We start from the raw sequence: 19,009 nt of genomic DNA, 5'->3' as shown, positions 1-19,009 counted from the left end.
AAAATTCCTGAATTATTGGTTAGTTTTCCGCGCAGCAGGGGCAATTGTGGCCGCCGTAGTGCGTGGTGGAAGGAAAAAGAGGATCAGTGCCGGAATCAGATAGATAAAGTAGACCGCAACTTCGCTGATTGTTGGTGCTTCCTGATAGCCAAACATCCCTTCAAGGAAGGTGCCGAGCAGTGAATGAGTGGAGAGCACATTCGTCAAATCGAACGCGATATCCTGAAAATGATTCCACAGACCGGCTTCATGGAAAGCTCTGATGGCTCCGGCGGCCAGGCCTGCGGCGACAAACAAGATAAACAGGCTGGTCCATTTGAAAAATTTAGCCAGATGCAACTTAACGCCGCCCCAGTAGATAGCCATCCCCACCAAAATGGCGCAGGTCAGGCCAAGTATTGCGCCAATTGGCGCGCCAATCCCGACATCCTGCTGGAAAGCCGCCAGTAAGAAGAATACCGATTCAAGCCCTTCGCGGGCCACGGCAAAAAAGACCATCGCCACCAATGCCCAGCCCTGACTGCGGCCTGAGTTGAGTGCATTATCAATTGCCCCTTCCAGATGGACTTTGACTGACTTGGATACCTTGCGCATCCAGAAAACCATATAGGTTAAAATGCAAACTGCGACCACCGCAATAATACCTTCAAACAGCTCTTGCTGTTTTTGCGGAAACTCACCCGTGGTTTCATTAATAAAGATGCCGATAGCAAGGCATAGCGCGGCTGCCGTTACCACTCCAATCCACACTGCCCCCATCCATTGACCGCGTTGAGTACGCTTAAGGTAACTGGCTATCAAGCTAACAATCAGCGCGGCTTCCAGCCCTTCACGAAACATAATTAGAAATGGGACAAACATGCTAAGCACCCCTGCGCTGGATATGGGTATAAATATGTAATTATGAGTAACGTCAATTTTCGTAAAGAAAAGTAAAACTAAGAACGATAGTGATTATCATTCTGGCAAAAAGAAATTCAAGAGGCTAAATAAGAATATTGTTAAACAAACTGTGGCAAGTTGTTTCTGCTAGGTTAAATAACAAATAAATTCATTAAGATACGTTTTTTTAGGTCGCACCGCCCTCTCAGCCTATTTATCGATATCTGGCGCAATTTTCAGCAAAAAAAAGCCTCCTGTTGTACAGGAGGCGATGTTAAGCAACAGTAAATGCTATTAATAACTGCATGTGTGCGCTATTAAATGGTTTTAAACTCCGCTTCAGCATTACGGAAACGTTCAGTAATGGTATTACTTGGCGTATTGCCCAACAAGCTCACCACCACAATGGCGATACTGGCAAATAGGAAGCCTGGTATAATTTCATACAAGCCCAACCAGGCATATTGCTTCCAGACGATAACCGTAATAGCACCGAGCAACATCCCTGCCAGTGCGCCATTGCGAGTCATTCGTGGCCAAATCACCGAGATAAGAACCACAGGACCAAATGCGGCGCCAAAACCAGCCCATGCATAGCTAACCAGACCAAGAACCCGATTATCCGGGTCCGCTGCCAGTGCGATAGCTATCAATGCCACCAGCAACACCATGGCACGGCCGACCCACACTAACTCTTTCTGGCTGGCCTTTTTACGCAGGAATGCTTTGTACAGGTCTTCCGTCAACGCACTAGAACACACCAGTAATTGGCAGCTTAAGGTACTCATGACGGCTGCCAGAATAGCGGACAGTAAAATACCGGCAATCCATGGATTGAAGAGTAATTTAGCTAACTCAATGAAAACACGTTCGCCATTTTGGCTCACATTCCCGGCTTGTTCAGGATGGTTTTCAAAGTAAGCAATACCAAAGAAGCCCACCGCGATGGTCCCTGCCAGACAGAGGATCATCCAAGTCATACTGATGCGGCGTGCACTACGAATAGTACGGTGAGAGTCTGCCGCCATAAAACGCGCCAGAATATGTGGCTGACCAAAATAACCCAATCCCCAACCGAGTAGAGAGAGGATGGCAACCAGATTCAGCCCTTTAAACATGTCGATATTCGCGGGATTTTTCGCAGCAATGACCATCATGGAAGTGTCGATACCTCCCACCGCCAGAATAACAATAATCGGGGTCAGGATCAGAGCAAAAATCATCAGCGTTGCTTGTACTGTATCCGTCCAGCTTACTGCGAGGAAACCGCCAATAAAGGTATAGGCGATGGTGGCCGCAGCACCAGCCCATAATGCGGTGCCATAGCTCATATCAAACGTACTTTCGAATAAACGCGCACCGGCAACGATTCCTGAAGCGCAATAAATAGTGAAGAAAACCAAGATAACTACCGCTGATATCACCCGCAGCAATTTACTCTTATCTTCAAAACGGCTGGTAAAATAATCAGGCAATGTCAGTGCATTGTTATTGGCTTCGGTATGAACCCGCAAACGGCCTGCGACCAACTTCCAGTTAAGATAAGCACCAATCGTTAAACCAATGGCTATCCAGCTCTCGGAAATACCCGACAGGAATATTGCCCCCGGTAATCCCATTAATAACCAGCCACTCATATCGGAAGCACCGGCAGATAATGCAGTGACCACACTGCCTAAACTTCGCCCACCCAGAATATAATCATCAAAGTTATTGGTTGCCCGGTAGGCCATGAGGCCAATTAATATCATCCCAAAAATGTAAACTAAAAAAGTCACCAACATTGGCGTATTCATGGTCATGCAACGTCTCCATAGTGCGTATTATCGTTTTAATATATCCCGCTATTTTGAGTTCTTTCCGCTCAGTGCGGTGTCATGTTTTCACTCTGGAGAGCCGGAACGTGACACTCAGTAGCACCAGAGATGAATCTCGAACTCAAATAAACTACCAGCACAACTATTCGCTGGCGAACGGCCATCTCGCGGTGGCTATCCTAGTGGAGGAGTTTCCTTACTCACAACAAATTAAACAAATTTTTTACAAAAAATTCACCCTGCATCACATTACGCCATGTTAGAGGTTACACCTTCCATTGCAAAATGAGTCATACCTAAGGTTAATCCCTCACAAAGCCTACCATTGTTAGCATTAGCCTTAGTTAAACATAATATTCGATCCCTCCTACGCCCCGCTCGATTGTTAAAAACAAGACTGAATTCACACTTCATTCACGCCGTGATTTAACACGGTTGCACAAAGTTGCAACATGCCTGATATTATCAGGAATCAAATCATAATCCCCCTTATTAAAGGAGCCGGACAGCATGGGTAGCACCACAATGGGCGTGAAACTCGATGAAGCAACACGCGACCGTATCAAGGGCGCGGCACAGCGTATTGACCGCACGCCACACTGGCTGATCAAGCAGGCCATTTTTAACTATTTGGAACGACTGGAAAGTGGCAGTGAGCTACCCGAATTGCCAACACCCCATGTGACCCCTATCGCGGAAACGGACGATATTATGCCGCAAGTCACTGAAAGCGCACATCAACCATTTTTAGATTTTGCCGAGCAAGTGCTACCACAATCAGTAACTCGTGCGGCCATCACTGCGGCCTATCGTCGTCCCGAAACTGAAGCCATACCGATGTTATTGGAGCAAGCACGTTTACCGGCCGATTTAGCGCAAGAAACCCATAAGCTGGCCTACTCCATTGCTGAAAAATTGCGTAACCAGAAGAGTGCTAATGGTCGCGCGGGTATCGTGCAAAGCTTACTGCAAGAGTTCTCCCTCTCTTCACAAGAGGGTGTGGCATTGATGTGTCTCGCGGAAGCACTACTGCGTATTCCTGATAAGCCCACTCGTGATGCACTGATCCGCGATAAAATCAGTAACGGCAACTGGCACTCTCATTTGGGGCGCAGCCCGTCGATGTTTGTCAATGCGGCGACCTGGGGGCTGCTCTTTACCGGCCATCTGGTCTCTACTCATAATGAGGCTAAGCTCTCCGGCTCCTTAAATCGTATTATCGGTAAAGGTGGTGAGCCATTGATCCGCAAAGGTGTGGATATGGCGATGCGCCTGATGGGCGAGCAATTTGTGACCGGCGAGACCATTGCCGAGGCATTGGCGAACGCCCGTAAACTGGAAGATAAAGGATTCCGTTACTCTTACGATATGTTGGGTGAGGCAGCACTGACAGAGGTAGATGCTCAGGCTTATCTGCTCTCCTATCAACAAGCAATCCATGCTATCGGCAAAGCCTCAAATGGCAGGGGAATTTATGAAGGGCCAGGTATCTCAATTAAGCTGTCCGCCCTGCACCCTCGCTATAGCCGTGCTCAATATGAACGAGTAATGGATGAGCTGTATCCACGGCTATTATCGTTGACCTTGCAAGCACGGCAGTATGATATTGGCATTAACATTGATGCAGAAGAGGCTGATCGTCTGGAAATCTCCCTCGATCTGCTGGAAAAACTCTGTTTCGAGCCAAAATTGGCAGGCTGGAATGGTATCGGTTTCGTCATTCAGGCATACCAAAAACGTTGCCCCGCCACTATTGATGCCGTGATAGATATGGCCCAGCGCAGCCGCCGCCGGCTGATGATTCGCTTAGTCAAAGGCGCATACTGGGACAGCGAGATTAAACGCGCTCAAGTTGATGGGTTAGAAGGTTATCCGGTTTATACCCGCAAGGTGTATACCGATGTCTCTTATCTGGCTTGCGCGCGTAAATTACTGGCCGTACCTAATCTGATTTATCCCCAATTTGCCACTCATAACGCGCATACCTTGTCCGCTATCTATCATCTTGCAGGGCAAAATTATTACCCCGGCCAGTATGAGTTCCAATGCCTGCATGGCATGGGGGAACCGCTATATGAACAAGTCGTCGGGAAAGTTGCCGAGGGTAAGCTTAATCGCCCATGTCGTATTTACGCTCCGGTCGGTACCCACGAAACCTTACTGGCGTATCTAGTGCGCCGCCTGCTGGAAAACGGGGCCAACACATCGTTTGTCAATCGCATTGCCGATGCCACTCTGCCATTGGATGAACTGGTCGCTGATCCTGTTAGTGCTGTAGAAGCAATTGCCGCCAGTGAAGGGCAACTTGGTTTGCCTCATCCACGAATCCCGTTACCACGCGACCTCTACGGTAAAGATAGAGCCAATTCCAGCGGATTAGATTTGGCCAACGAACACCGTTTGGCCTCGCTCTCCAGTGCTCTCCTCACCAGTGCCAGCCAGATATGGCGGGCAGAACCGATGATTGACGCAGAAAGAGATAACGGTATAGGACTTGATAACCTAATAGCGCAAGCCGTTATCAACCCGGCAGAACCCGCTGATATCGTCGGTTACGTTCGCGAAACAACGGATGCTGAAATCAGTCGTGCGCTAGATGCGGCTGGCAGCGCGGGGGCTATCTGGTTTGCAACGCCACCGGCTGAGCGTGCGGCTATTTTAGTGCGCGCCGCCGAACTGATGGAAAGTCAGATGCAAGCATTGATGGGGATACTGGTACGAGAGGCGGGTAAAACCTTCAGTAATGCCATTGCCGAAGTGCGTGAAGCTGTTGATTTCCTGCACTATTATGCTGGAATGGTACGAAACGATTTCTCCAATGATAGCCACCGCCCTCTTGGCCCTGTGGTTTGTATCAGCCCGTGGAACTTCCCGTTGGCAATATTTACCGGCCAGATTGCCGCAGCATTAGCTGCCGGTAACAGTGTCTTGGCAAAACCGGCAGAACAAACGCCACTGATTGCTGCGCAAGCTGTACGTATCTTGCTAGAGGCCGGTATTCCTCACGGCGTACTGCAACTATTACCAGGACGAGGCGACAACGTTGGGGCGACATTGGTCAATGACAACCGTGTGCGCGGCGTGATGTTTACCGGCTCAACCGAAGTCGCTGCTATTTTGCAACGCAGCATCGCAGGCCGCCTTGATCCTCAGGGCCGCCCAACGCCGCTGATTGCCGAAACCGGTGGCCTCAATGCCATGATTGTTGATTCCTCTGCATTGACGGAACAGGTGGTGACCGATGTCGTCGCATCAGCCTTTGACAGCGCGGGCCAACGTTGTTCGGCCTTGCGTATTCTTTGCATTCAGGATGATGTTGCTGAGCACACGTTGCAAATGTTGCGTGGCGCGATGGCCGAGTGCCGGATGGGTAATCCAGAACGCCTGTCTACAGATATTGGGCCGGTGATTGATGCCGAGGCCAAAGCTGGGATTGAGCGCCATATTCAGGCCATGCGCGCCAAAGGGCGTAAAGTTTACCAGGCTGCCCGCACCAACAGTCAGGACGAAACTGAGTGGCAACGTGGTACCTTTATTAAGCCAACATTAATAGAGCTGGATAGCTTTGATGAGTTGAAAAAAGAGATCTTCGGGCCGGTACTGCATGTGGTACGTTTCCAGCGTCAGAACCTTGGCGCCTTAGTCGATCAAATCAACGCATCCGGCTATGGTTTAACCTTGGGCATTCACACTCGTATTGATGAAACTATCGCCCAAGTCACTGAAAAAGCTAAGGTAGGCAACCTCTACGTTAACCGCAATATGGTTGGGGCAGTGGTTGGCGTACAACCTTTTGGTGGTGAAGGGTTGTCAGGAACCGGCCCTAAAGCGGGTGGTCCACTGTATCTGTATCGCCTGTTGTGCAGCCGCCCAGAAGATGCAGTTCTTAAGACACTGGCACATCAAAATATTGAGCAACCACAGAATATGGCTGGTCGCGAAGCATTACAAATAGCCCATCGCGCCCTAATACAATGGGCTGACAAACAACAATATGCTGAATTAGTACCTTTAGCGCAGCGCTATGGCGAACTGGCGCAAGGTGGCACCATACAGTTATTGCCTGGGCCAACCGGTGAGCGCAACAGTTATACCCTACTACCACGTGAACGTGTTCTTTGTCTGGCGGATAATGACACTGATGCTCTAATACAACTGGCAGCCGTTCTGGCAATCGGCTGCGAGATCTTATGGCCAGAACAGGGGATACAAAAGGATCTGTTACGCCAGCTACCGGCGGTAGTGCAATCCCAAATTACCCTTACCCATGACTGGCAAACCGCCAACGTACCGTTTGATGCCGTTATCTATCACGGTGATGCTGATCAATTGCGCACCTTGTGTGAGCAGATAGCGCAAATTGAGGGGCCAATTGTCTCGGTACAGGGCTTCGCCCGTGGTGAAACAAATATACTGCTGGAACGTCTGCTGATTGAGCACTCACTGAGTGTGAATACCGCCGCCGCGGGAGGAAATGCCAGCCTGATGACCATCGGCTAGCTAACTAAGCTCACTCTTTTTCGCACTTAGAGTGCCTGCACCAATAAGGTCCTTCGGGACCTTATTCTTTACGTAGACTCCGGTCGCAACTGACGGGTTATTATTCGATATGTGCCGCATTCCCCGATGTAAAACGGGTATGAAACTATTTTCCTCTGGTAGCCTCTCGCATATTTCACATCACTCTGTTGAGCCTTCCCTGGTAATTAACTCATTATAAATTCAGACAAATGACGGAACTGTATACGCCCCTAGCTTTCTTCTTAGTGAAGATCTTATGTACAACCCTTCTCAGGAGTGATAATAATATTCATGTCTGATAAAAAGATTGTCGATGAGACTCATCAAATTGCTAACCGGCGGGGTAATGGTCAATTACGCCGTGAAATATGGGCTGATCGGGCCGGTACTATCACCCGTTATAATTTAGCCTATATCAATCACCATTTATCACTGGGTGATAATGGTTGCGTAATAGGTTACGACAATGCGCATGGTTTTCACCATCGCCATTACTTAGGTGGCATTGAAGCAGTTGATTTTGTCAGCTTTGAACAGATAGAGGATTGCTTTCAGAAGGATTGGACTTCATTAAGGAGAAGTTAATGGACAAACTGGTCATCAAAACAGCAACGGAAGATGATTTTTTCAAACGAGGCAAACAACTCGCGGTTCTGGCAGATGCAGGGAAAGCCTTACCTGAAGAACACACTATTACCTTTGAAAACCCATTAGCGATGGTGCGGATATTAAGTGCTGCGCGCATTGTTCTGCTGCGGGCGGTAAAAATGCACTCTGGCTCTATCACCTCCCTTTCAACCCGTTTAAAAAGGGATCGCAGTGCCGTCACCCGCGATGTGGCTATTTTGAAAAAAGCAGGGTTGGTCACCGTCGAACAAAAAATATTACCGGGCCATGGGCAGATGAAGGAAGTTAAAGCTACCGCGCTTCGCCTTAAGCTGGAAGCCTTTTTGTAAGATGATTTGATAAAACTGGGGGCCCAAAAGTGCCCCCTATTTCGCTGAATTTGGCTATCAGCTTCGCAGTAAATGACTCAGTGATTGTTCAGGAACTTATCAAGGAATAACCGAGTACGCTCATGCTGCGGATGAGCAAATAACTCTTTTGCTGGACCTTGCTCAACAATCCGTCCGTGATCCATAAAAATAGCCCTGTCAGCCACATCGCGGGCAAAGCTCATTTCATGCGTCACAATCACCATGGTGCGTTTTTCCTCAGCCAGTGCGCGGATAGTGTTGAGAACCTCCCCCACCAGTTCAGGATCTAACGCTGACGTCGGTTCATCAAACAGAATAACCTGTGGTTGCATCGCTAATGCTCGTGCTATGGCAACCCGCTGCTGCTGACCACCGGATAAACGGCGTGGGTAAGCATCTTCTTTCCCACTTAGCCCTACTTTTGCCAGCAGTTCACGAGCACGTTTCTCCGCAGAGGCTCGCTTTTCGCCTTTAACAATAACCGGCCCTTCAATAATATTCTCCAGCACCGAACGGTGTGGAAACAAATTGAAGCTCTGAAACACAAACCCGACCTGTTGGCGCAGTGCACGCACCTGACGTTGCTGCTTGCTGATAGGGATGCTGCCATCAATCTCAATGTCACCGACACGAATAATCCCTGAATCAGGGACCTCCAGTAGATTAATACTGCGCAATAAAGTCGTTTTACCTGATCCACTCGGCCCGATGATCGCCACCACTTCACCGCTATTTACTTCAAGTGAGATACCGTGCAGCACCTGCTGACCTTTAAACTGTTTGGTCAGTTGTTTAATGTCTATGGCACTCATGGCTACTCCTGATCCTGACGATTAACATGGGCTTCCAGCCGATTTTGTAATGCTGACAACAATGTCGCCATGACCCAATAAATCAACGAGGCCGCCAGATACATAGTGAAAACTTCCAATGTACGAGAAGTGACCAATTGCGCCTGACGGAAAAGTTCAGGAACCTGGATAGTCGCCGCCAAAGAGGTATCTTTTACCAGACCGATAAAACTGTTCCCTAGCGGAGGTAATGCGGTGCGCCCGGCTTGCGGCAATATCACCCGATAAAGTGTCTGCCAACGTGTCATACCGATACTGGCCGCAGCTTCCCACTGCCCTTTCTCAATTGACGAAATAGCAGCACGCAATGTCTCAGATGTATAAGCGGCGGTATTAAGTGATAGACCGATCAATGCAGCAGGCATCGGATCCAGTTCAATGCCGAACTGTGGCAGACCATAATAGATCATAAATAGCTGAGCTATTAATGGAGTACCACGGAAAATGGAGACATAGAAACGAGAAAGGAGTGATAACGGCAAGAAACGAGATAACCGCATCATGGCCAACATAAAACCTAATGCCAGACCAAAAAACATCCCCCCCAGACTGAGCTGGAGGGTAAACCAGGCACCTTTCAATAAAAATGGTGCTGAATCCAGCACCAATTGAATACTTTCTTGCATTATTTAGTTACGTCCGCACCAAAATATTTCTCAGAGATTTTGGCCAACGTGCCATCTTTTTGCATCTCAGTGATCGCCTGATTGATTGCCGCTAACAACTCTGGGTTGTTCTTACGCAATGCTACGCCAGACTCCTGACGAGCAAACGCCGGGCCTGCAACAGCAAGAGTACCATTGGTTTTCTTTACCAGATCCAATGCAGCTAAACGGTCAACCAAAATGGCGTCCGTACGGCCTACACGCAGATCCTGATATTTAGTTGGGTCATCATCATAGGTACGAATATCAACACCTTTCAGGTTGTCACGTAACCATTGTTCGTAGTTACTACCCAAGCCAACACCGACTTTCTTGCCTTGCAAATCTTCAGGTTTAGTGAAGTTACCTTCGTTACCTTTCTTAGTCAGCACCTGAATACCAGAAATGGTATAAGGCGTTGAGAAATCATATTTTTTCTTACGCTCTTCAGAAATGGTGACTTGGTTAATCGCCACATCAATACGCTTGGACTCCAATGAAGCCAACATGCCATCCCATTTAGTCGGGGTGATTTTGGCCTTAACGCCCATGTGTTCTGCTAATGCATTAGCAAAATCCACTTCAAACCCAGTGAGTTTCCCATCTTCACCTTGGAAACTGAACGGCGGATAAGTGCCCTCTAGCCCAACAATCAGAGTTCCTCGATCTTTGACCTGACTCAGCAAATCACCTGCAGCATAAGACTTCACATTCAAGCCTGTTGCCAGTGCGACTGCCACCATGCCCAGAACTAACCGGCGACGAACAATTGAAAAACCCATAAATACCCCGACTGTCATGTTTATTTTTTGATATTCAGCACTTTATCAGTGCTGTTAATGGAATAAAGGAATATAAACTAATAACGATAGCTATAAACGGAATAAGCAATAACTAAAGGTTACACCCGTGGATGATAAGCAAACAATGCGGGTGCACCACCGGTGTGGATAAACAGAATTGGACCCTCATCGCGAAACTTTTTCTGCGCAAGACCATCCAGTAAACCCGCCATCGCCTTGCCGGTATACACCGGATCGAGCAGTACACCTTCAAGCCTTGCCAACAGCCCAATAGCTGCCAACCCTTCATCGTTCGGCATGCCATATTGCGGGGCGAAATAATCATCCCACAAGATAATTTCTGCCTGCTCCCCAGTAATCCCCAGGGACGCAGCTAACTCTTGCTGAATATGCGCCACTTTAGGGCGTTGCTCATCGGCTTTACGCGATACGGTCACCCCAATCAACTCGGCATCAGGCAATAATTGTTGCAACCCTACTGCCAGACCTGCGTGGGTGCCCGCACTACCCGATGCCACCACCACCGAGCTAAAAGTGACATTCCCAGCCGACTGAGCCGCAATCTCTAATGCACATTGCACATAACCTAAAGCGCCTAAGGCATTAGAACCACCAACCGGCACCACATACGGCCGAAAGCCCTGAGCCTCCAGACGGGTTGCCAGCTCAGCCAATTGTTGGTTCGGGTCATGTAACCCGTCGCACATCACTACTTCTACGTTAAATAGATCCAATAGCAACCGATTACCGTTGGTCAGATAATTTTCCTGTGCCGTGCCAATCGGGTTTTCAAGCAATGCGACACAACGCAGCCCCAATTTCGCCGCAACTGCTGCTGTTTGGCGGACATGATTAGACTGAATAGCGCCCGCGGTAACCAGCGTATCCGCGCCCTGACTTAACGCATCTGCTGCCAAAAACTCTAACTTACGCAATTTGTTCCCCCCTAATGCCAGAGGTGTTACATCATCACGTTTGATATAAATTTCACGCCCCAGATAATCGGAGAGTCGAGATAGTTTTTCCAATGGCGTCGGATTGCCGACCAGATCTAGACGCGGAAATTGCGCCAGTTTGTGTTGAAACGTCACGGATCCCCCAGGGAATTAATAAGTCAACTGTTGCCCAACGAACTTGGCGTGTAGGTAGGTACGGATAAGTCAATGTAACTAACCCCTGCGGCTGCAAGTACCAAGAGGAAATATAGATTTATCAGATGTAACACCAATAATCACTTATTTTTATTATAGATGTCGTTGACGATAGCGCAGGGGAATAACGTAATATGCGGAATAAATAGACGATACTCAGCGATTTCAAGCTATAGAGGGCGGCACTACTCAGCTTAATCAAGTCAGTCATTCGAGGGAACGAGGGTAGCTAACACCTCTACAGGGTACAGAATGAAGGGTATTAACCCGGCACGGGGAACCTTGCCGGGCGTAAAATAATGACTGAAGGGTTTCGCGTTACACTCGCGACGCTGTTAGCGAAAATACAGAGTTTTCTCAACTGCCTGAATGCACGTACCAGTCTCAGTAATTTTTTTGCCATTCCAGATACTGATCATATTTACGCAAGGCAATACGATAATTGTTATGCGCCGCATTAGGCAACTCATCAATAATGCGCTGATGCATGGTCTCACTGGCAAACTTTTCGGCCGGATAATTAGTGGCAACCAACATTTCATCCAGACGACGTAGGCGCACAACATATTCGCGAACAGTACTATGGCTCATCTCAGTTTGTTCAAATAAATATTGCTTGAACGCCATAATATCGAAATAACCGGGCGTGCTATTACAATATATTTCGCTGCAAAAACGACATAATGCAGTCAACTCATGCTGAAGCTTTGACCATACTTGATCGTCAATGGGCTGATCCATACCGGAGATAGCTTCTTTATTAATGATTTGTCCACGGAAAACCAACGCCATACGATCAAGTTCTTTATGACAATGTGAACAATGGGTTTGGCCGTGTTTATAATCTTTTAAATAACGGCTCAGTGGCCGTTTTTTTAACTGAAGTCCTGGCATAAGAAGACCTGCATTAATAAAATAGAAACTGTGATATCACTGAGCGGAAGTGAATTAAGAGTCGTTATTCAGGCGGGCGCGTAAGCGTTTTATCGCCTGGCTATGAAGCTGGCTGACGCGGGACTCCCCGACCTCAAGCACCGCTCCGATTTCTTTCAGGTTCAGCTCTTCCTGGTAATACAACGTCAGCACTATCTTTTCGCGTTCCGGCAATGCCTCGATCGCTTCAATCACGCGTTGACGCAGATTTCCTTCCAACAAATGTTGCAATGGATTGGCATCCTCATGCCCTTCCAGCAGGGGTTCGACACTTTCACCATGCTCTTCCCGCCATTCGTCATAGGAGAAAAGCTGGCTATTGTTGGTATCCAACAAAATCTGGCGGTATTCCGCCAAATCAATATCAAGAATTTGCGCTACTTCCTGCTCAGTTGCAGGGCGCCCCACCCGTTGTTCAACCTTTTGCATGGCACTGGCAACTTCACGTGCATTACGCCGCACACTGCGTGGAGCCCAATCTCGGCTACGCAGTTCATCTAGCATGGCACCCCGTATACGCTGTACCGCATAAGTGGTAAACGCAGTCCCTTGCAAAGCGTCATAACGTTCGACAGCATTCAGCAGACCAATACCTCCAGCCTGCAACAAATCATCCAACTCCACGCTGGCCGGCAGGCGAACCTGCAAACGCAGTGCCTCATGGCGAACCAAAGGAACATAGCGTTGCCAGAGGGAATTTTTGTCCATCACGCCTTCGGCGGTATACAGATCACTCACTAGACAGGCACCTAAGGGTAAGAGAGTCGTACCATTATCCTGTCAGGTCAGCCAGACAATCGCTGGAATAGGCCTATAAAAGGGCGGCTATTTGGCTTATGCCCGTTAATTTTACTGTTAACCTATTGCAGTCATTGAAAAAACAGAGCGATAAATAGAGATGAAAACCGCTAAAAATAAGCCATTAGCGTCTGGTTTAAACTTATTCCCACTGGAAAAAGTGCTCTTTTCTCTTTCCAGTGAGTAATATAAAAACCCCGCCGCAGCGGGGTTGACATAATGTGGTCTTTCTGGCGAATTAACGCAGCAGAGACAGCACAGTTTGTGGTACTTGGTTTGCTTGTGCCAATACTGAAGTCCCTGCTTGTTGCAGGATTTGAGCACGGCTCATGTTAGAAACTTCAGTAGAGTAATCAGCATCCTGGATACGGCTACGAGCTGAAGTCAGGTTATTGATGGTGTTACCCAAGTTGGTGATAGCTGAGTCAAAACGGTTTTGTACCGCACCCAGGCCACTACGCAGCGCATCAACTTGTGCCAGCGCTTTATCAACAGTCGCCAGTTGGTTATCAGTTGATTTCTGAGATGCAGCAGCATCTTCATTGATCAGGGTGGTGTTGCCGTTAGCAGTACGTGACATGTACATTACTTTGCCACCCGCATCGGTGATTTCATCACCTTTGGCGTTAGCGGTGTATGCAGTGCCGTTAACAGTCAAAGTACTGCCAGTTTTGGTAGCACCTTGTAAATCCAGATCAGCTAAGGTTGCAGCACGGTTGGTTTCAGCAGCTTTTGTGGTTAAACCACCACCAACAACAGAGGCGAATAAAGCGCTAGAAGTTTTCACTTCAGCAGCGGTACCGGCAGGTGCAGTACTGGCTGAAGTTGTGAAATCAACACTTTTACCGTCAACTGTAGCACTGAAAACACCGTTACCATTCGCGTCAGCCGCAGTCTTAACGGTAAATTCCATGCCTTGAGCAGTGAATTTATCACCTGTTGCTTTACCAACAGACGCGGCAGCGATAGAAGTAGCTTCTGCGCCAGCGACTGCTGTAGTTGTGTAAACAGTTGATGCTGTGTTAGCAGCAGTCGCAGTGCCGGAGAATGCACCGGTACCCGCATCAATATATTGTGCTACACCAGCTTTAGTCACTGCACCGCTGTTGATATCAGTTTTATATGCAACACCGCCGACATCAAAGTTGTTAGTCCCAGTAGCTTTGAACTGAGAAGTCAAATCATCAACAGAGGCTTGTTTTGCGCCATCAACGTTGAAGCCTTGCAGACCCAAACTTTTTGAGTCGATTTTTTCCAGATTGATGCTGATAGTTTCGCCATCGTTAGCGCCAACCTGAACTTTCATGCTACTGTTGCCAGCCAGAACTTTCACGCCGTTGAACTGAGTTTGGTCAGATACACGGTCGATTTCATCCAGACGTTGTTTAATTTCGTCCTGGATTGATTTCAGGTCAGAAGATGAGTTAGAACCGGTAGCAGCCTGAACACTCAACTCACGCACACGTTGCAAGTTGTTGTTGATTTCGCCCAACGCACCTTCAGTGGTTTGCGCCAGAGAGATACCGTCGTTTGCGTTACGGGAAGCCTGAGTCAGGCCTTTGATGTTAGAAGTGAAACGGTTAGCGATTGCCTGACCCGCAGCATCGTCTTTCGCACTGTTGATACGTTGACCAGAGGACAAACGCTCAATGGCGGAACCTAAAGCTGACTGGGATTTGTTCATGTTGTTCTGAGTCGTCAGAGACAGAATGTTAGTGTTAATTACCGCCATAATGTTATTCCTTAAATGCTGTTGGGTTATGGTTTGGGCTTACTGCCCACGGCTTCATCACCGTCACAACTTGTATCGGCGCTCTTTAAGGAACCTTTAGCCATTCTGTGAAATAATTTTAAATTTAGGTAAAATTATTTTTTCTCTCTTCTTTAATTATCACTCGATTCAATAGGGCAAATAGCGCCCTGTTATCCCCCGTTATTCCAGCCATCATAAATTCCATTTTATGTGTAAACTTTTCAATTCTCTGGCCGATAACCCCTGTAACGACACTTGAATATTAAGGATTAGACATGGCAAGTATCAGTTCTCTGGGTATCGGTTCAAATTTGGAGCTAGGCACTTTACTGGATAAGTTAAGTGCCGGGGAACAAACCCGCTTAACTCCGCTAACCAACCAGCAGACCAGTTATAAAGGCAAGCTTACTGCCTATGGTGTGTTACAAAGCGCCCTGGCTAAAGTCGAAACGGCATCTGCAGCACTAAAAAAAGCCGATACCCTAGCCACGACCTCTGTTAACAGCACCAATACCGCTTTTGCCGCCACTACCAGCAGTGGTGCGACAGCAGGTAATTACACGATTGAAGTGACTAATTTGGCTAAAGCGCAATCATTACTCTCTTCTGATGTGCCGAACGCCACAGATAAACTGGGTAATAGTAACGACAGCCGGACAATTACTATCACTCAACCCGGTCAAGCAAAACCACTGGAAGTAAAACTGACCAGTGAGCAGACCTCGTTGACCGGTATTCGCGATGCGATTAATAAACAAGAAGGTAGTGTCAGCGCCAGTATCATGAAAGCGGATGATGATACTTACTACCTCGCATTAACTTCCAAGGAAACAGGGACGAAGTCAGAAATGACAGTCAGTGTTTCTGGTGATGATACTTTAAACAACTTTTTGAACTACACCCCAAGTACCACCGGTGGTAGTGGCGCTTTAACGCAAAAAGTAAAAGCTGAAGATGCAACACTGACAGTAAATGGCGTATCCATTACCCGTCAAAGCAATACCATTACGGATGCACCACAAGGCGTTACACTCAGCCTGAAAGCCTTAACAAAAAAAGATGAACCTGAGCAACTGACAATTACACGTGACTCCACCGCGACCAAAGCTGCGATTCAAACATTTGTCGATGCGTATAATTCATTACAAACCACGTTTGCTTCTTTAACCAAATATACTGCGGTTGAAGCGGGTAAGGATCAATCAACCAGTAATGGCGCATTAGTTGGCGATGGCACATTGCGCAGCATCCAAACGCAATTGAAGAGCCAATTAGCCTCTGCCCAGGCCGGTGATGTGAAAACCCTGGCAGCGATGGGTATTACTCAAGATCTTGATGGAAAATTAGTCATTGATTCGAAGAAACTTGATAAAGCACTGACTGACCAGCCGAATAACGTAACAGCATTTTTTGTCGGCGATGGCAAAACCACCGGTTTCGCCACTCAGATGGATAACCTGCTAAATACCGCACTGGATTCCACCAAAGGCTCATTAAAGACAGCCACTGATGGTATTAACAAGACATTAAAATCATTAGAGAAACAGGTTACTTCAACCACTGATAGCATTAATGCCACCATTGAACGCTATAAGGCACAATTTACCCAGTTGGACAAATTGGTGAGTTCATTAACCAATACCGGTAATTTCTTAACTCAACAATTCTCTTCATAAAGGATAGAGCATGTACAGCCGATCAGGGGTTCAAGCTTACGCAAACGTAGGAGTCGAAAGTGGTGTAATGAGTGCCAGCCCTCATCAATTGATCGTGATGCTCTTCGACGGGGCGCAAAGCGCCCTGGTTCGTGCTCGCATCTTGATGAGTCAGGGAGATATTCCGGCCAAAGGTGCTGCACTGTCAAAAGCCATTAATATTATTGATAATGGGCTGAGTGCAGGACTGGATATGGAAAAAGGCGGTGAGCTGGCACAGAATTTGTCAGCTTTATATGACTATATGTCGCGGCGCTTGCTGCATGCCAATTTGCATAATGACGAACAGGCAATTAATGAAGTGTCTGCTTTGCTCGAAAATATTGCAGACGCCTGGCGGCAGATCGGCCCCAATTATCAACCTGATTAGGACCCCATTTAATGGAACGTCACCAGCACCTTTTGTCCGAATATCAACAAATCCTGACACTCAGTGAGCAAATGCTTGCATTAGCCACTGAGGGGAATTGGGATGCGCTGGTTGATCTCGAAATGACTTACCTTAAAGCGGTAGAAAGCACGGCAAATGTCACTATATCCTCATGCTCATCTCAGGTGTTGCAAGAGCTGTTACGTGAGAAATTGAGAGCTATTTTGGAAAATGAAATAGAAATTAAACGTCTATTACAGTTACGCCTGGATGCACTCAGTGAATTAGTCGGGCAATCAACCCGACAGCAAGCTGTTAATAATACTTATGGTCAATTCCCTGATCATGCATTGCTGCTGGGTGAAACACAGTAGCGGTCAGTTGCCGAAAACGATTACACCTTTTGTTGTAAAGAAATTACATGTCACTGCAATTATTAACATGCCAATTAATTTTTATTGTCATTGTTTTTAACATGGGATTATATTGACAGTAACAATCACTCATATCGAGCTGGCTATTATTCTCACCCTTAATATTTTTCGCTAAAATAGCCAGTTGCTGTAAATTTTCTATTAAAATGAGTTGCTACTCTGCCACTCAAAGCGTAAAGATATTCTCAGGCTAAAATTGTGAAATGAATATCGATGGAACGTACAATTAATTTTTGCCCCGGTGTGGGTAGCTCGGCACATGTTATTCAACACACAGAGCTACTACTCACCTCCGTCTATATTGAGCATCCATTGCTCATTATGGTTAACCGTGGGTACAAAATCATTCGCTGGGATAATCAGGAATGTATTATACAAGCCGGTGAAATAGTCGCAGTGAGTAGTGGTCAAACAGTTGATGTAATTAATGGCTTATCTGACGACGGACTATTTTTTAGCCACCAACTTCGCTGTGATCCCCGTTTGATTGCTACCTTTGCCAATCATCCAGCATCCGCTGGTCTTGGGTATGTTCCAGGCGTTATGCCGGTACGTAATTTAGCACCTGAATTCATCAATACATTCGGCAATACGTTTAAAGCAATATCTGACATTGGTGATATTCCGCCAACTATCGTCAGACACCGCATGCTTGAATTGTTACTTTGGTTGGCTCAGCGTGGCGTTAAATTTATATTAAATGAAAGTGATTCGTTAAGTGAGAGAGTGCGCCGTTGTTTGGCGACAGATCCATACAAAATATGGTCGGCATCAGAAGTTGCAGACCATATGGCGATGAGCGAAGTTGTATTACGCCGAAAATTAGCTGCCGAAAAAATACTATTACGTGACTTAATGATTGATGTCCGCATGACCAGTGCATTGCGTTTATTGCAAGGTACTGATTGGCCAATATCATTAATAGCCAGCCAAGTGGGTTACGAGAGTGCATCACGTTTTGCTGAACGTTTTCGCAAACGTTTTGGCTTTGCCCCTACCGCCATCCGTGGGCACCATCGCTTACATCCGACAGATAATGATCCACCCCCTGACAGCTATCATCGCTATTTAGGTCTGCATGCGTCTGATTTAGGGCCAATATGAGCCTATTGAGGTGATACTTTTAATAATTTCCGATATGGCCTGTTTAATGCCGGTCAGTAAATTCGCTGCATCCCATTCGACTCATCAAGTCCTTTTAACCGCCTAAAAATCGGGCTGCTAAATACTGCTTTTAGATATTCTGCACGTTAAAACATTTTTTTTCTGACTGTGATTGGTTTTTTCATCCAACAATTCCGATGCAATATAAAACAAAGCTTTTACAATCATGCAATTACATACAACCTACTGAAAGATA

16 protein-coding genes are annotated in these 19,009 nt (G+C 47.1%); 7 read left to right on the top strand and 9 right to left on the bottom strand.

Going from position 1 to position 19,009, the window contains the following annotated elements; genetic code table 11:
- Positions 1–12 precede the first annotated feature (12 nt).
- Entirely contained in the window at positions 13–861 is an 849-nt protein-coding gene (gene efeU / locus ACWJJO_RS09280; protein ID WP_372569044.1) for an iron uptake transporter permease EfeU, read from the bottom strand.
- Between the two features lie 338 nt (positions 862–1,199).
- Positions 1,200–2,684 (bottom strand): sodium/proline symporter PutP, encoded by a 1,485-nt coding sequence (gene putP, locus ACWJJO_RS09275; RefSeq protein ID WP_083159131.1) that lies wholly within the window; start codon positions 2,682–2,684, stop codon positions 1,200–1,202.
- Between the two features lie 525 nt (positions 2,685–3,209).
- Between putP and putA the strand changes: the two genes are divergently transcribed.
- From putA to ACWJJO_RS09260, 3 genes are all read left to right on the top strand, one after another.
- Positions 3,210–7,199 (top strand): trifunctional transcriptional regulator/proline dehydrogenase/L-glutamate gamma-semialdehyde dehydrogenase, encoded by a 3,990-nt coding sequence (putA, locus tag ACWJJO_RS09270; RefSeq protein ID WP_481090943.1) that lies wholly within the window; start codon positions 3,210–3,212, stop codon positions 7,197–7,199.
- Positions 7,200–7,511: 312 nt separating this feature from the next.
- Complete coding sequence (locus ACWJJO_RS09265; protein WP_083159133.1) at positions 7,512–7,805, top strand: toxin-antitoxin system TumE family protein; 294 nt, start codon at positions 7,512–7,514, stop codon at positions 7,803–7,805.
- Entirely contained in the window at positions 7,805–8,176 is a 372-nt protein-coding gene (locus tag ACWJJO_RS09260) for an HVO_A0114 family putative DNA-binding protein (RefSeq protein WP_481090942.1), read from the top strand. The genes ACWJJO_RS09265 and ACWJJO_RS09260 overlap by 1 nt, the downstream gene beginning before the upstream one ends.
- Positions 8,177–8,253: 77 nt before the next feature.
- Here the strand turns inward: ACWJJO_RS09260 and tcyN are convergent, their stop codons facing one another.
- The 7 genes from tcyN to ACWJJO_RS09225 form a co-directional block, all read right to left on the bottom strand.
- Positions 8,254–9,009: an L-cystine ABC transporter ATP-binding protein TcyN gene (gene tcyN / locus ACWJJO_RS09255; protein ID WP_005189402.1), complete on the bottom strand. Its 756-nt coding sequence runs from the start codon at positions 9,007–9,009 to the stop codon at positions 8,254–8,256.
- A gap of 2 nt (positions 9,010–9,011) precedes the next feature.
- Positions 9,012–9,674, bottom strand: coding sequence for a cystine ABC transporter permease (gene tcyL, locus ACWJJO_RS09250; RefSeq protein ID WP_083159136.1), 663 nt, complete (start codon positions 9,672–9,674; stop codon positions 9,012–9,014).
- Positions 9,674–10,474 (bottom strand): cystine ABC transporter substrate-binding protein, encoded by an 801-nt coding sequence (gene tcyJ / locus ACWJJO_RS09245; protein WP_083159137.1) that lies wholly within the window; start codon positions 10,472–10,474, stop codon positions 9,674–9,676. Before tcyJ ends, tcyL begins: the two co-directional genes overlap by 1 nt.
- Positions 10,475–10,593: 119 nt before the next feature.
- The gene (locus ACWJJO_RS09240) at positions 10,594–11,586 is read right to left on the bottom strand and encodes a D-cysteine desulfhydrase (RefSeq protein ID WP_481090941.1); all 993 of its coding nucleotides are present in this window, start codon (positions 11,584–11,586) and stop codon (positions 10,594–10,596) included.
- 444 nt (positions 11,587–12,030) lie between these two features.
- Positions 12,031–12,540 carry a flagella biosynthesis regulatory protein FliZ gene (gene fliZ, locus ACWJJO_RS09235; RefSeq protein WP_005189397.1) on the bottom strand — a complete coding sequence of 170 codons (510 nt, stop codon included), beginning with the start codon at positions 12,538–12,540 and terminating at the stop codon, positions 12,031–12,033.
- Positions 12,541–12,594: 54 nt separating this feature from the next.
- Positions 12,595–13,317, bottom strand: coding sequence for an RNA polymerase sigma factor FliA (locus ACWJJO_RS09230; protein WP_481090940.1), 723 nt, complete (start codon positions 13,315–13,317; stop codon positions 12,595–12,597).
- Positions 13,318–13,615: 298 nt separating this feature from the next.
- A complete protein-coding gene (locus tag ACWJJO_RS09225; RefSeq protein WP_133155043.1) occupies positions 13,616–15,112 on the bottom strand; it encodes a flagellin N-terminal helical domain-containing protein in 1,497 nt (498 codons plus the stop codon).
- 293 nt (positions 15,113–15,405) lie between these two features.
- Between ACWJJO_RS09225 and fliD the strand changes: the two genes are divergently transcribed.
- From fliD to ACWJJO_RS09205, 4 genes are all read left to right on the top strand, one after another.
- Positions 15,406–16,806 (top strand): flagellar filament capping protein FliD, encoded by a 1,401-nt coding sequence (gene fliD / locus ACWJJO_RS09220; RefSeq protein ID WP_083159141.1) that lies wholly within the window; start codon positions 15,406–15,408, stop codon positions 16,804–16,806.
- A 10-nt stretch (positions 16,807–16,816) separates the two neighbouring features.
- The gene (fliS, locus tag ACWJJO_RS09215; protein ID WP_050084339.1) at positions 16,817–17,215 is read left to right on the top strand and encodes a flagellar export chaperone FliS; all 399 of its coding nucleotides are present in this window, start codon (positions 16,817–16,819) and stop codon (positions 17,213–17,215) included.
- An 11-nt stretch (positions 17,216–17,226) separates the two neighbouring features.
- The gene (fliT, locus tag ACWJJO_RS09210; RefSeq protein WP_050084340.1) at positions 17,227–17,589 is read left to right on the top strand and encodes a flagella biosynthesis regulatory protein FliT; all 363 of its coding nucleotides are present in this window, start codon (positions 17,227–17,229) and stop codon (positions 17,587–17,589) included.
- A 273-nt stretch (positions 17,590–17,862) separates the two neighbouring features.
- Complete coding sequence (locus ACWJJO_RS09205; protein ID WP_442850993.1) at positions 17,863–18,753, top strand: helix-turn-helix transcriptional regulator; 891 nt, start codon at positions 17,863–17,865, stop codon at positions 18,751–18,753.
- The last annotated feature ends 256 nt before the right edge of the window (positions 18,754–19,009 follow it).

Source organism: Yersinia antarctica (genome assembly GCF_056636475.1).
Note: the sequence above shows the minus strand (reverse complement) of the source record. Positions and strands in the feature narration are given on the sequence as shown.